Below are 14480 nucleotides of genomic sequence, written 5' to 3' on the forward strand. Positions count from 1 at the left end.
CGTCACCGGAAGCCTCCTGATGGTCATGATGTGGGCGGCCGCACTGCCCCTGACCACCAACCCCTTCATGGACGACCACATCATCTACGCGATCGTGATGGTCGGCCTGGCCCTGGCCGGCGCCGGCACCACGCTCGGCCTGGGCAAGCTGCCGATCGTCCAGCGCAACCCGTACCTGAAGTGACCGGCACCGCCGATGCCCACCCACGCGGTGGGCATCGGACCGTACTCCCGACGCCCCGCCCCTGACCAGGGACGGGGCGTTTCGCTGTGCCGGTCGCGACAGAGGGCTGCACGTACCGGTCGCGGGACAAGCGCGTCCGCTGACCGGTTACGCCATGATCTTGGCGACGGTGAGCAGCACGGCGGCGTCCTCCAGGGCCTCCAGGCTGTGGGGGTCGTCCGGCACCTTCAGGAAGTCGCCGGCCACCCCGTCCAGCGGTCCGTCGCCGCCGCGCAGCCGTACCCGCCCGCGCAGCACCAGGAGCGTGGCGTCGCCGGGGCTCGCGTGCTCGGACAGAGACGTGCCGGCCGTCAGGGCGAAGAGCGTCTGCCGGAGCGCGTGCCCCTGGCCACCGAACAGGGTCTCGGCGCTGCGCCCGGACGCGGCCGTCGCGGCACGCTCCAGATGTTCCCGTACGAGCACGTCCAAAGGGATCTTCTGCATGTCACGAGTCTGCCCCACCCCCGACCCGCCCACCACGGCACCCCAGCCCTGCGTTTCGCAAGCTCAGCTCGCGAGCTCACCCGGTGAGCTCAGCCCGATGGCTGTTCTGTGCGGATGTGTTCATCTTGGCTCGACGCACCTGCAAATAGTGACATGTAGGGAATTGTTCGGCCATTGCCGCAGACCGCTGAATCGCGGCTGTGGCGAGGAGAAGGGCGCAACATTTTTCCTTGTTTGTGGCAATGTTCGGAGAATACGATGCGGCCATGAACGCCGCGGGTTCCACAGAGCGAACGGAGTGTTCTCCGGCGGACGTCCAGGCCTCCCGACCCCCCACAGGGTGACGAGCGGCCGAGCGCCACCACCGCGCTGCGACATGCCCGCAGGGCGTTCATCGCCGGCGAGCGGATCGACCTGCAGAAGATCGCCACCGCGCTCGACAGGTACTTCCGGTCGTTCCTCCAAACCCGTTGACGCGCCGATCCGATCTCGCCTACCTCGTCGTGCGCATCGGCGAATCGTTCATCTACCCCGATCTCATCACCGGCGAGCCCTCTGACGAGGGGCAAGGCCGAAGCCGCCATCACCGCACTGCTCCACGGAGCATCGCCAACACCCCCAGGCCGAGCTGACCGACCGCCCGCAGGCCCTCGCGGAGGAGACTGATCATGACCGACTTACACGGCACGTGCGACCCCCGATTCGACGCCGTACGCACCGCGCTCGAACAGAACCTCGCCTCCGGAGAGGAGCTGGGAGCGTCCCTCGTCCTCGACATCGACGGCGACATCGTCATCGACCTCTGGGGCGGCTTCCGCGACCAGGCCCGCACCACGGCGTGGGACGAGCACACCATCACCAACGTCTGGTCCACCACCAAGGCCGTCACCAGCCTCGCCGCGCTCATGCTCGTCGACCGCGGCGAGCTCGACGTCCACGCGCCGGTCGCCACCTACTGGCCCGAGTTCGCGGCCAACGGCAAGCAGGACGTCGAGGTCCGTCACCTGCTTTCGCACACCTCCGGGGTCTCGGGCCTCGCCCAGCCGGCCGTGGTCGAGGACCTCTACGACTGGGAACGGTCCACGGCCCGGATGGCCGCCCAGCCGCCGTGGTGGACACCGGGCTCGGCCTCGGGCTACCACGCCGCCAACTTCGGCCACCTGATCGGTGAGGTCGTACGCCGCGTGAGCGGGAAGAGCCTGAGGCGGTTCGTCGCCGAGGAGATCGCCGGCCCCCTGGGCGCCGACTTCCAGATCGGGGCCGCCGAGAAGGACTGGGGCCGCATCGCGAACGTGATCCCGCCGCCGCCACTGCCGTTCGACCTGAGCGCCCTCGGGCCGGACAGCGTTGTCGTCAAGACCTTCACCGGACCCGTCCTGGACGCGGGCTTCGCCAACACCCCCGCCTGGCGCCAGGCCGACATGGGCGGCCTGAACGGGCACGGCAACGCCCGCTCGGTCGCCCGCGTCCTGTCGGCGGTCGCCCGCGGCGGCGAGGTCGACGGCGTCCGGCTGCTGGGACGGAAGACGATCGACCTCATCTTCGACGAGCAGGCCAACGGCGTCGACCTGGTCCTCGGCGTGCCCCTGCGGTGGGGCATCGGTTACGGACTGCCGCAGCGCGACACCATCGCGTGGATCCCCGACGAGAGGATCTGCTTCTGGGGCGGATGGGGTGGATCGATGATCATCATGGATCTCGATCGGCGGATGACGATCTCGTACATGATGAACAGGATGGCGCCGGGCATCATCGGCTCCGACCGGAGCGCCGCCTACGGCCAGGCCGTCTACGACGCGCTGCGTTAGCCGCCCGGCTCCAGGAACCTCTGGCAGCGTGCTGATCTGTTCGTGGTACTTACTCCGGTCGACCCGTTCGATACGGCATACTGACGTAACGTCATGACTTCCTCACTGACGAGCGTTTTCGCGCACCTTGATGCCCCCAACGTCGTGCTCTATCGCCGGGTGATGAGCGTGTTCACGCTCAACAAGCGACGGTTCGTGGTTCATCTGCGTCCCGAGGACGTGGCGGAGTCGCTCCGCACGGACGGCGGCGACCCGGTCGGTCAGGATCAGGTCGACAAGGCCCTGAGCAGCCTGAAGGACTGGGGCAACCTGCGGGCGGACCCGGACACCGGCCGGGTCACCACGGTCGAGGACTTCTACCGTGCCCGCTACCTCTACCAGCTGAGCCGCGAAGGCGAAGCCGCTGAGCGGGCACTCGACGTCTTCGAGCAGGAGCTGGGCCGGCGGGGCGAGCTGCAGGCCGTCGCGCTCGAGGACATCCGGGTCCGGTTGCACGCGCTCGTGGGTCTGGGCGAGCGGCCGGACGCCGCGGTGGTGCACAGCCTCCTGCTGGAGATCGTCAACAGGCTCGACAGCCTGGCCGCCAACGCCAGCGCCTTCATGGGCAGCCTGCAGCGGACCATGGACCTGCAGGACATCGAGGAGGAGGCCTTCCTCGCCTACAAGGACCGGTTGATCGCCTATCTCGAACGGTTCGTCTCGGAACTGGTCGTCAAGGCGTACGACATCGCCGTGACGCTTCGTGAGCTGGACGACGCCGAAGGGCTGCTACGGCTGGCCGCCGACAGGGAGGCCGCCGACGTCGCCCCGGGCGGGGAGTCCGAGCCGGGTGAGGCCGCCGAGTTCAAGCTGGCCGCGTGGCGCGACCGCTGGTCGGGGCTGCGGTCGTGGTTCGTGGGGGACCGGGCGCGTCCGTGCCAGGCCGATCTTCTCCGTTCGCGGGCCCGGCAGGCCATTCCCGACCTGCTCGCGACGATCAGCGTGTTGCAGGAACGCCGGGCGGGCCGTAGTGACAGATCGGCTGATTTCAGGGCGCTGGCTCGTTGGTTCGCCCAATGTCCGACCGATGGCGACGCCCACCGGCTGTGGCGGGCGGCCTTCGGCCTGACGTCGTCTCGCCATCTGACCGTCGAAGGCGACTCGGGCGACGATGTGCCGGCAGCCGTCAGCTGGTCGGAGGCACCCCAGGTGGAGATCTCCGTACGGCTGCGCGCCACCGGCAGCTACCAGCGCCGCGGGGCGCCGAGCAAGGTCATCGACCGCAGCCGGCAGCGCGCCCACCTGGCCGAGTTCGTGGCCGCCGAGCGCGATCAGGCCGAGCGGGCCCGCAGCCGCCTGGCCACGGGCAAGCCCATCCTGTTGAGCGAGCTCGGCACCCTGGATCCGGCCGAGTTCCAGCTGTTCCTGCGTCTGCTGGGCGAGGCCCTGTCACTCGGGCCCGGTGAGGTCACGACCAGGACGGCGGACGGAAGCCTGGAGATCGTCATGCGCCCGGTGGACGGACACGCCGAGATCCGCACCCAATCCGGAACGCTCCGCGGTCCGGACCACGAGCTCACGATCATCGACCTGACGAGCCCGGTGGGGGTGACCGGTGGCTGAGGTGCGGGATGTCCTGGAGGCGCAGCAGGAGGACGAGCGCCGGAAGGCGGTGCGCGCGCTGCTGCGCCGCCCCCTGCTGACGCCGGAGCTGCCTGAATACAAGCTGGTGCGCAAGCACGCCGGGTGGCTGGCCGACTGGTTCGCCCGCGAGACCGGCTGGGCGCTCTACACCGACACGGCCGTGGCACGGCTGCGCAAGGTGCCGGTCCGCCACCGCGACGGCACCCGAGCCGCTCAGGCAAAGGGCAAGGTGGCCTTCAGCCGTCGTCGTTATGTCCTGGTCTGCCTGGCGTTGGCGGTGTTGGAACGGGCGGAGAGCCAGCTAACGCTCGGCTGGCTGGCCGAACGGCTCCTGGCCCTCGCGGGAGACGAAGAGCTGGCCACCTCGGGCGTCACCTTCACGCTGGCCAACCGCGAGGAGCGCGCCGATCTCGTGGCCGTCTCGGGCCTGCTGATCGGCACCGGCGTCCTCACCAAGGTGGCCGGCGACGAGGCGGCCTTCGTCAGCGGATCCGGAGACGCGCTCTACGACGTGGACCGCCGTGTGCTGGCTGTCCTGCTGACCACCCGCAAAGGACCCTCCACAGTGACCTCGACCGAGCTGGACGAACGCCTGGCCGAGATCAGCGCCGAGCTCGTCCCGGACACCGAGGACGGCCGCAACAGGATGATCCGCCACTCTCTCACCCGGCGCCTGCTGGACGATCCCGTCCTCTACTACCGGGAGATGACCGAACCCGAGCGGGTCTACCTCGAACGCCAGCGCGGACCGATGATCAAAAGGATCGTGGACGCGACGGGATTCGTCGCGGAGGTCAGGGCCGAGGGCATCGCGCTGCTGGACCCCACCGGTGAGGCCACGGATCTGGGCATGCCCGAGGAGGGCACCGACGGTCATGCGACCCTGCTGCTCGCCGAGCATCTGGCCGAGCGGCTGAGGATGTATCCGGGGCAGCCCGTCCACCTCGACGACCTGCACGAGCACATGGCCCGCCTGGCCGAGCGGCACCGTACACACTGGCGTAAGAACGCTTTGGTGCCGGAACTGACCGCCGGAGCCGTCCACCGCCTGCGGGCCCTGGGCCTCATCCAGGTCCGGGGGCAGACCGTGACCTCGCTGCCGGCTCTGGCGCGCTTCGGCTTCGCCGAGGCCGTCATCACGGGGAAGGACCGGAAATGACCCAGCCGATCGCCTCCACCACCCGCTGGCAGCCGCTCCGGACGGGCCTGGTCGACCTGTTCTACTACGACTACCAAGAGTTCTGGTTCCGCGACGGACGGGTCCTGTTCCGCGGCAACAACGGCACCGGCAAGTCGAAGGTGCTGGCGCTCACGCTGCCCTTTCTGCTGGACGGCGAGCTGTCACCGAGCCGCGTCGAGCCCGACGGCGACCGGGGCAAGCGCATGGAGTGGAACCTGCTGCTCGGCGGCAAGTACGACGAGCGGCTTGGCTACACCTGGCTGGAGTTCGGCCGGATCACCGAGGACGGCGAGCGCGCCTACGTCACCATCGGCTGCGGCCTGAAGGCGGTGAAGGGCAGGGGGATAGCCGACCGCTGGTTCTTCCTGACCTCTCAGCGGGTGGGGGAGGAGCTCTACCTGATCGGGAAGAACGGGACCGCCCTGTCCCGGGATCGCCTCATTGAAGCCATCGGACTGTCGGGACAGGTGACCCAGCGGGCGGAGCACTACCGGCGGATGCTCGACGAGCACCTGTTCCACCTGGGCGCGGAGCGATATGACGCGCTCATCAACCTGCTGATCCAGCTCCGCCAACCGCAGCTGTCCAAGCGCCCCGATGAGGCGAAACTGTCGGAGGCCCTGTCGCAGGCGCTGCCGCCCGTCGACCAGGCGATCATCTCCGACGTGGCCGCGGCGTTCCACGACCTGGAGCAGCAGCGTGACGAGCTGACGGGGCTCCGCGACACCCTGGAGCACGTGCGACGCTTCCTGGGGCGATACCAGCGCTACGCGGCTGTGGCCGCCAGGCGCCAGAGCCGCGAACTACGCGTCGCGCACTCGGCGTACGAGCAGGTCAATCGCGACCTCGCCACAGCCCGCGAGGAGATCACGCGAGAGGGCCTGGCCGAGGCGGAGGCGGCGTCCGGCCGGGAGACCGCGCAGGTCGCGCTCGGCGAGCAGCACGCGATCCGTGAAGAGCTGGCGGGCGATCCGCGGCTGAAGGACCTCGACGCGGCCGAGCGCTACGCCGAGGAGGCCGACAGGGGCGTGACCGCCGCGCGGGACGCCGTCGAACGGGCCGAGACGACGCGGACGAGTCGGCGGCACCGGCACGCCGAAGCCGTCACGGCCGCGCGGGAAACCGGCGACGCGGTGGAACGCGGCCGGTCCGGTGCCGCCCGGATCGAGGAGAGAGCCGGACTGAAGGACCACTGTTCGGCGATCGCCGCAGCGGCCGACGAGGACGCGATCACGAAAGCCGAGGCCGCCGCGCGCAGCGGCATGGCCGTCAGGAGCCAGGCGGTGGCCCACGTGATGGCGCTCGCCAAGGTGGCCGAGAGCGCCGAACGTGAGCTGATCCAGGCACGCACCGTCCTGACCAGGCTGGAGGGCGAGCGTGACACCGCGGCCGACCGGCTGGCCCGTGCCGGAGAGGAGTTGGAGACGGCGGCGTCCGCCCACGTCACCGAGTGGCGCCGCTACGGTCTGGGCCTGACCGAGCTCACCCTCGGCGACCCCGAGGAGCTGGATCTGCCCGCCTGGACGGCGAACCTGGTCGGGTCGCATCCCGCCGAGCATCATCTGCGCGCGGTGGCGCAGCGCGCCGGCCAGCGCCTGGCCGGCGAGCGCGCGGTCGCGATCGTCGGTCTGGAGCGGGCCGAAACCGCCCTGCGCGAGCTGTGCGACGAACGTGACCGGCTGGAGGAGGGCGAGCTGGCCCGGCCGCGTCCGCCGTACACACGAGAAGAGGGCGTCCGCGAGGGCAGGCCGGGTGCGGCGCTGTGGGAGCTGACCGACTTCAGGGAAGGGCTGGAAGAACGGGCGCGCGCCGGGATCGAGGCGGCGCTGGAGGCGTCTGGGCTGCTCGACGCCTGGATCATGCCGGACGGGCGGCTGCTCGACCCCGCCACGCACGATGTGATCGCCCTACCTGATCGGCCGGCCGCGCACGCTCTCACCGGCGCGCTGGTCACCGATGACGAGGCGGCGCGAGCCGTGCTGGCGACGATCGGCCTGGGCGAGCAGGACGGCCCGTACGTGACGGCCGGCGGCCGGTGGCGGCTCGGGCCGCTGCACGGGTCATGGGCCAAGGATCGCGCCGAGTACATCGGCGCGGCGGCACGTGAGGAGGCCCGCACGCGTCGCCTGGCCGAGCTGGCCGAGCTGACGGCGGCCGCGGCGGAGGAGGTCGAAGAGGCACGCAAGGCGGCCGACGTGCTGGCCGCCCGGCAGAAAGCGGTGGCCGCCGAGGCGGAAGGCCACCCTCGCGACGAGGAACTGCGTGCCGCCCACGCCACGGTGGCCACGGCCGCCGACCGGCACCTGGACGCCGTACGGTCGGTCGAAAGCCAGGCGAACGACGTGAGCTGGGCCCAGGACGACCTGACGCGGGCCGCGGAGGACCGCGACCGCGCGGCGGCCGACACCTGCCTGCCCGCCACGCTGACCGGGCTCGACGAAACCAGGGAGGCGCTCGCCGACTACCGGCAGACGATCACCGAGCTGGCCGGCGCCACACGGTTGCACGCGGGCCGGACGACGGAGGTTCTGACCTGGGCGGATGAGCTGGAGTCGGCGGAGCGGGAGCTGGGACACGCCCACGAGCGTGAGCGGGACGCCGTGCGCAGGGCCGCGGAGCAGCACGGGCGGCTGGTGGCGCTCCAGGCCGCGGTCGGCGCCTCGGTGGACGATCTCAAGGCTCGCTTGGCCGAGGCCAAGTCACGGATCACCGCGCTGAGCGCTGAGATCAAGCGTCTGGACGGCAGGCACCGGGAGGCCACGGAGCGACGAGCCAGGGCGCAGGGCAGGGAGGAACAACTCGTCGAAAGCATGACCGCGGTCCTCGAACGGCGTGACGCGGCCATCGCCGCGCTGCGGAGGTTCGCGGAGACCGGGCTGCTCGGCGTCGCCTGTGACATCGAGCCGCCCGGGTCGTGGGCGGCCGAGCCCGCCGTCCGGCTGGCCCGCCGCGCCGAGCAACTCCTCACCGACGTGGACGACTCCGACGACGCCTGGCGCAGGGTGCAGGACGAGATCACCCGCAAGTACACCGAGCTGGCCGAAGCGCTCACCCGTCATGGCCACCACGCCATGGCGGGCCTGTCGGACTGGTTCGTGGTGACGATCCAGTTCCAGGGCAGGGAACGACCGCCCGGAGAGCTGACCGCGCTGCTCGACGGCGAGATCGACTACCGGGAGCGCACCCTCACCGCGCGGCAACGGGGGATCGTCGAAGAGCACCTGGTCAACGACGTCGCCGCGCACCTGCAACAGCTCATCGCCGACGGTGACGAGCAGGTGGCCCAGATGAACCGGGAGCTGAAGGAACGCCCGACCTCGACCGGCATGAGGCTGCGCATGTCATGGCTGCCACGCAAGGACGGCCCGGCGGCCCTGGCCGAGGCCAGGGCCAGGCTGCTGCGGCAGGGAGCGGATCTCTGGTCCCCGGCCGACAGGGCGGCCGTCGGCGACTTCCTCCAGACGCAGATCGAGGCCGAGCGGCTCAAGGACGAGCACGGCACCTGGGCCGAGCATCTGCGCCGGGCCCTCGACTACCGCGGCTGGCACACGTTCGTCATCGAACGCCACCAGGACGGCGGCTGGCGGCCGGCCTCGGGCCCGGCCTCCGGCGGTGAGCGGGTCCTGACGGTGTCGCTGCCGCTGTTCGCCGCCGCATCCGCCCACTACCGGTCGGCACACCCGCACGCGCCGAGGCTGGTCACCCTCGACGAGGCGTTCGCGGGCGTGGACGACGACGCCCGGGCCAAGTGTCTGGGACTGCTGACGGCCTTTGACCTCGATGTGGCGATGACCAGCGAGCGGGAGTGGGGGTTCTACTCGACGGTGCCCGGCATCGCCGCCCACCAGCTCGTTCGCCGGGACGGCATCGACGCGGTCCATGTGACGACCTGGGAATGGGACGGCAGGAGCGCCGAACGAGTGGAGCACGCTGTGCGAGACCGCCGGCCGAAGGTCCCGGACGATGCCGGCGATGCCGGCGACTCCGGTGGCTCCGGTGGCTCCGGCGGCTCCGGTGGCTCCGGTGGCTCCGGTGCCTCCCTCTGGTGACCGACGTCGCGCGGTTGCGCCGCACGCTCGGCGCCCCGGAGCTGGAGCGCCTGCTGTCCAGGCTGGTCAGGCGGATCGAGCTCGGACAGGACCTCTACGCGCCGATCGTGCTGGCGACGCCGTCCGACGCCGAGCGCAGGGCGGTCGCCGGACTGCTCGGCCGCAGGAACCGGCAGGGGGCCGGATCGCTGAATGTGCGGCCGGAGCTGATCCAGGCCGTCCTGCGGGAGGCCGGCATCTGCGATGACCTCCGCACCGCCGTACACGGGCTGGTCGGTCACATCCCGGTGCGGGCGGAGACCCTGGCGGACGAGGACATGGCCCGAGCCGGGATCCTCGCCACGCTGTCCGATGGCCGGCACGCCGGGGAGCTCTGGATGGCCGACTGGCTCGACTCGCTGTCGGCCGACGGCACCCTGACCAGACTCGTCCGGCAGGGCGGCACCGGGCAGGCTCGCCACGTGCGTGCCGTACTCGATCTGCTTCCCGCCGACCCGGCCCCGCTGACCGTGATCGCCGAGCGGGCGACGGGCGACACCAAGGCGCTGTCCGGCTCGCCGCTCGCCAGGCTCGTGCTGCGCGCGCTGGCGTGGCGGGCGGGAGAGAGCGCTCCGGTGACGGCTGCGGAGCGCCGGGCGCTGTGGGAGTCCGCCGGAGTGATCGTGGACGATCTGGCCAGCCAGGTCCTGGTCCTGGGGCTGACGGCGGAGGGATCCGCGCTTGCCGAGTGGCTGTCGTCGGCGGCCCGCCACCGCATCCCGTTCCGCGTCACGCTGCACCAACTCGACACCATGCCCGTCACTGTGACCTCGCCGGTCGTCTACGTGTGCGAGAACCCCGCGGTGCTCAGGGCCGCGGCCGGCATCCCCGGCGCGGCCCTGATCTGCACGGAAGGGATCCCCTCCATCGCCTGCCACCGGCTGCTCGCGGCCTGCTCGGGACGGCCCGTCCACTGGCGGGGAGACTTCGACTGGACCGGCCTCCGGACCACCGCCGAGGCGATCACCCGCTACGGGGCGACGGCATGGCGGATGGATCTGGAGACCTATGACCGCGCGCTGTCGGGTGGCGAGTCGGAGCCGCTGCGTGGCAGCCGATCCGGCAGCCCTTGGGAGCTGGGGCTGGCCGAGCGCATGGCGCGGACGGGCCGGGCGGTCATGGAGGAGCGGCTCATCCCGGGCCTGCTCGCCGACCTGAGATCAGCGGGCGGATGGGGAAGCGGGACCTGAGATCCCGGCTCTGCGCCCAGCGGGACGGGGACCGGAAAACCGTTGGGAAACTGTCGGAGGCCGATGGTAGAAAACAGGTTCGATGTACGCCTACCTGCGGCCGGGGGCCTCGCCGTGACCACCAGCAGTTCGGAGTTCTCCGTTTCCGGTCCGCGCTACAACGGGCGTGGTCCGGTGCGCTGGCTCTGGTCCCACCTGCGCCGCCATCCGCTGCACCTGACCGGCTTCCTCGGCGGGTCGCTCGTCATGGTGGTGCTCAACGCCTCGGTTCCCCAGCTCACCGGCGCGGCCTTCGACGCCGTGCTGGGAGAGCGGGGAGACCCGGCGGCCGCGCTGGGGCTGATCACGCTGGCGCTGCTGGCGATCGTGTCGGCCCGTGGGCTGTTCGATCTCGCCGCCCGGCTGTCGAGCGAGGTCCTGGCCAAGCGGCTGGAGCGCGACGCCCGCGACGAGCTCTACGTGAGCCTGCTCGGCAAGAGCCAGACGTTCCACAACCGGCAGCGGGTCGGCGACCTGATGGCCCGGGCGGCCAACGACATCCGCCAGCTCTCCATCATGATCACTCCGGGGGTCGACCTGATCGTCGACTCCGGCCTCACCGGCCTGGTGCCGCTCGTCTTCATCGGCGCGATCGACCCGCGGCTGCTGCTGGTGCCCGGCGTCTTCACGGTCGCCTTCGGGTTCGCCCTCTGGCACTACATGCGGCAGCTCAACCCGGTGGCGACCCGCATGCGCGAGCAGTTCGGCGACCTCAACGCGGGGCTCAACCAGGCCGTCCGCGGCATCGAGGTCATCAAGGTGACCGCGCAGGAGGGGCAGGAGCGGCGGCGGTTCCGCTCCCAGGCGCGCCTCTACCGCGACTCCTTCGTCCGCAACGGCCTGGTCCAGGCCCGCTACCTGCCCACCCTGCTGTTCGCCTGCGCGATGGCCGGGGCGCTGTGGCACGCCCTCTACCTCCACGGCGCGGGGGCGATCACCATCGGCGAGCTGGTGGCGTTCATGGGCTTGACGGCCATGCTGGGCTTCCCGACGCAGATGTCGATGTTCACGTTCTCGCTGGTCCAGCTCGGCATCGTGTCCTCCCGCAGGATCCTGAGCATCATCAACTCCGAGACCGAGCTGGAGCAGCGGGCCGACGGCCACGCCGCGCCCATCACCGGCGAGATCGTCTTCGACGACGTGACGTTCGGCTACGGGGAGGGCGAGCCGGTGCTCCGCGGGGTGACGTTCACCGTGCGGCCGGGCGAGACGGTGGCGATCGTCGGCGAGACCGGTTCCGGCAAGAGCACGCTGACCAAGCTAGTCCCCCGGATCTACGACGTGACCTCGGGCCGGATCCTGGTCGACGGCGTCGACGTGCGCGAGTGGGACCTCGACTCGCTGCGCTCCCAGATCTCCACCATCGAGCAGGACATCGTGCTCTTCTCCCGGTCGGTGGCCGCCAACATCGCCTTCAGCCTGGGCCAGCGGGCCGATCGCGAGGCCGTGGTCAGGGCGGCCGAGGACGCGCAGGCCGCCGAGTTCGTCGCCGAGCTCGACGACGGCTACGACACGGTCATCGGCGAGCGCGGCGTCACCCTGTCGGGAGGCCAGCGCCAGCGCCTGGCCATCGCGCGGGCGTTGCTGACCGACCCGGCGATCCTCGTGCTCGACGACTCGACCAGCGCCGTCGACTCCGCGACCGAGGACAGGATCCAGCAGGCGATCGGCCGCATCCTCGACGGGCGCACGACGTTGCTGATCACCCATCGCCTCTCCCAGATCCGCTGGGCCGACAAGGTCCTTCTGCTCAGGCGCGGCGAGCTGGTCGACTACGGCACGCACGACGAGCTGATCGCGCGGAGCCGCCTCTACCAGCGGATCTTCGCCCACTACGACGAGGTCGCCGGCGCGGCCGAGCAGCCAGGACCGGCGGCCGAGCCGCCGGTCCTGGCGAGCGAGCAGGGGAGGGCCCGCTGATGGGTTTCGTCATGGACGGCCTCGACGCCGAAGACTACGACCGCAGCTACAACGACCGTGACCTGCTGCGCCGGATCCTGTCCTACTTCAGGCCGAAGCTGGGAGCGATGCTCCTGGTGGCCGCCATGATCGTGCTGGTCTCGGCGAGCCAGGCGGCCATGCCGTTGGTGGCGAGCTGGGGCGTCGACGCGATCGCCGACGGCACGATCGCCGAGGTGGGATGGCAGCTCACGGTGGGGCTCCTGCTCGCCGGGGCGCTCGGCTGGCTGTTCAACTTCGTCCGGCAGTGGCACAGCGCGAGGGTCACCGGCGACGTCGTCCTCCGCCTGCGCGAAGACGCGTTCGACGCCGTGCTCGAGCGCGATCTGTCCTTCTACGACGAGACGCCGTCAGGCAAGATCGTCAGCCGGGTGACGTCCGACACCGACGACTTCGCCACGGTGTCCACGCTGACCATGGACCTGATCAGCCAGGTGCTGATGGTGGGTTTCGTCACGGTCCTGCTGTTCCTGCGCAGCGTCGAGCTCGCCCTGCTGACCCTCCTGATGGTGCCGGTCGTGGTGGGCATCGCGCTGGTCTTCCGGCGGCTCGCCCGCATCAGCACCCGCAGGGCGCAACGCTCGCTGAGCCGGGTCAACGCCAACCTGCAGGAGACCATGGGCGGCATCGCCGTGGCCAAGAACTTCCGCCAGGAGCGGCAGGTCTACGACGAGTTCCGGCCCATCAACGAGCAGAGCTACCGGGTGACCCTCAGACAGGGGTTCGTCTTCTCCGCCATCTTCCCGGTGCTCTTCCTCGTGGCCGGCCTCGCGACCGTCGCGCTCGTCCACCTGGGCGGCACCTCGGTGCTCGGGGGCGGCCTGTCCGCCGGCGACTGGTACCTCTTCCTGCAGGGAGTGTCGCTCTTCTGGTTCCCGCTGACGTCCATCGCCGCCTTCTGGTCCCAGTTCCAGCAGGGCCTGTCGGCGTCCGAGCGGGTCTTCGCCCTGATCGACGCCCAGCCCCGCGTGGTGCAGACCGACGCGCAACCCGTCGGCAGGCTGGCAGGCCGCATCGAGTTCCAGCACCTCACCTTCGGCTACGACGCCGCCAACCCCGTGCTCCGCGACTTCGACCTGCTCATCGAGGCCGGTGAGACCGTGGCTCTCGTCGGCCACACCGGTGCGGGCAAGTCGACGCTCAGCAAGCTGATCACCCGGTTCTACGAGTTCCAGGAAGGCAGCCTGCTGATCGACGGCCGCGACATCCGCACCCTTGAGCTGGCCGGCTACCGCAGGCAGATCGGCGCGGTCCCGCAGGCTCCGTTCCTGTTCAGCGGCACGGTCGCCGACAACATCCGCTACCCGAGGCCCGACGCCGGCGACGAGGAGGTGCTCGCCGCCGCGACCGCGGTCGGGGGCGGCGACTGGATCGACGCCCTGCCCCACGGCTTGCGCACCGATGTGGGCGAGCACGGCCGCGCCCTGTCGATGGGCCAGCGCCAGCTCGTCGCGCTGGCCCGCCTGCTCATCCAGGACCCGGCGATCGTGGTGCTCGACGAGGCCACGGCCAGTGTCGACCCGCTGACCGAGGCCCAGATCCAGGAGGGCCTCGACCTGGTGCTGGCCGGCCGCACCTCGATCGTCATCGCCCACCGGCTGTCCACGATCGAGCACGTCGACCGCATCATCGTGCTCGACCACGGCCGGATCGTGGAGGAGGGCGACCACGCGACGCTGCTGGCTCGGGGTGGCCGCTACTGCCAGGTCTACAACACCTACTTCCGGCACCAGTCGCCCAACTATCGCGCCGGCTCCGGGTTCGTCGCCGTCGGCGGTGACTGATCCCGGCCGGCTACGCGGCCGTCGGGTCCCACACCTGCGGTCCGCCTGACGGTCGTCACTCACCATGCCACCAGCCGATGGCCGCGACGCCGGCCTCATGCCGGCCTGACCGCCGCGGTCACTCCGGGTGAGGCGGCCGAGT

General features: G+C 70.8%; 9 protein-coding genes and 1 pseudogene. 9 read left to right on the forward strand and 1 reads right to left on the reverse strand.

The features are described from left to right. Positions 1–184, forward strand: a pseudogene (locus AB0C16_RS29715) (hypothetical protein); the annotation flags it as partial. Between the two features lie 147 nt (positions 185–331). On the opposite strand, the gene AB0C16_RS29720 reads toward AB0C16_RS29715, so the two are convergent. Next, positions 332–667 (reverse strand): cupin domain-containing protein, encoded by a 336-nt coding sequence (locus tag AB0C16_RS29720; protein ID WP_357687524.1) that lies wholly within the window; start codon positions 665–667, stop codon positions 332–334. A gap of 470 nt (positions 668–1137) precedes the next feature. Here AB0C16_RS29720 and AB0C16_RS29725 point away from each other — a divergent pair, with 470 nt between their 5' ends. The 8 genes from AB0C16_RS29725 to AB0C16_RS29760 all read left to right on the forward strand — a co-directional run bounded on the left by AB0C16_RS29725 (position 1138) and on the right by AB0C16_RS29760 (position 14338). Next, the gene (locus AB0C16_RS29725; RefSeq protein ID WP_357687526.1) at positions 1138–1299 is read left to right on the forward strand and encodes a QsdR family transcriptional regulator; all 162 of its coding nucleotides are present in this window, start codon (positions 1138–1140) and stop codon (positions 1297–1299) included. 36 nt (positions 1300–1335) lie between these two features. Beyond that, positions 1336–2475 carry a serine hydrolase domain-containing protein gene (locus AB0C16_RS29730; RefSeq protein ID WP_357687528.1) on the forward strand — a complete coding sequence of 380 codons (1140 nt, stop codon included), beginning with the start codon at positions 1336–1338 and terminating at the stop codon, positions 2473–2475. 93 nt (positions 2476–2568) lie between these two features. Continuing rightward, positions 2569–4077 (forward strand): TIGR02677 family protein, encoded by a 1509-nt coding sequence (locus AB0C16_RS29735; RefSeq protein WP_357687530.1) that lies wholly within the window; start codon positions 2569–2571, stop codon positions 4075–4077. After that, entirely contained in the window at positions 4070–5257 is a 1188-nt protein-coding gene (locus tag AB0C16_RS29740) for a TIGR02678 family protein (protein ID WP_357687531.1), read from the forward strand. The genes AB0C16_RS29735 and AB0C16_RS29740 overlap by 8 nt, the downstream gene beginning before the upstream one ends. Continuing rightward, on the forward strand, positions 5254–9327 hold the full coding sequence (locus AB0C16_RS29745; RefSeq protein WP_357687533.1) for a TIGR02680 family protein: 4074 nt from the start codon (positions 5254–5256) through the stop codon (positions 9325–9327). Before AB0C16_RS29740 ends, AB0C16_RS29745 begins: the two co-directional genes overlap by 4 nt. Then, positions 9324–10556 carry a TIGR02679 family protein gene (locus tag AB0C16_RS29750; protein WP_357687535.1) on the forward strand — a complete coding sequence of 411 codons (1233 nt, stop codon included), beginning with the start codon at positions 9324–9326 and terminating at the stop codon, positions 10554–10556. Before AB0C16_RS29745 ends, AB0C16_RS29750 begins: the two co-directional genes overlap by 4 nt. A gap of 114 nt (positions 10557–10670) precedes the next feature. Next, positions 10671–12515 carry an ABC transporter ATP-binding protein gene (locus AB0C16_RS29755; RefSeq protein WP_357687537.1) on the forward strand — a complete coding sequence of 615 codons (1845 nt, stop codon included), beginning with the start codon at positions 10671–10673 and terminating at the stop codon, positions 12513–12515. Beyond that, positions 12515–14338, forward strand: a complete 1824-nt coding sequence (locus AB0C16_RS29760) for an ABC transporter ATP-binding protein (protein ID WP_357687539.1) — start codon at positions 12515–12517, stop codon at positions 14336–14338. Before AB0C16_RS29755 ends, AB0C16_RS29760 begins: the two co-directional genes overlap by 1 nt. Positions 14339–14480: the final 142 nt, after the last annotated feature.

Origin of the sequence: Nonomuraea sp. NPDC048916, assembly GCF_040649575.1 — a bacterium.
In the GTDB taxonomy this organism is placed as follows: domain Bacteria; phylum Actinomycetota; class Actinomycetes; order Streptosporangiales; family Streptosporangiaceae; genus Nonomuraea.

Bases quoted from the DNA above. Each gene is read 5' to 3' on its own strand.
- AB0C16_RS29735 (WP_357687530.1), top strand. From the start codon at position 2,569: ATGACTTCCTCACTGACGAGCGTTTTCGCGCACCTTGATGCCCCCAAC.
- AB0C16_RS29760 (WP_357687539.1), top strand. From the start codon at position 12,515: ATGGGTTTCGTCATGGACGGCCTCGACGCCGAAGACTACGACCGCAGC.
- AB0C16_RS29730 (WP_357687528.1), top strand. From the start codon at position 1,336: ATGACCGACTTACACGGCACGTGCGACCCCCGATTCGACGCCGTACGC.
- AB0C16_RS29720 (WP_357687524.1), bottom strand. From the start codon at position 667: ATGCAGAAGATCCCTTTGGACGTGCTCGTACGGGAACATCTGGAGCGT.
- AB0C16_RS29745 (WP_357687533.1), top strand. From the start codon at position 5,254: ATGACCCAGCCGATCGCCTCCACCACCCGCTGGCAGCCGCTCCGGACG.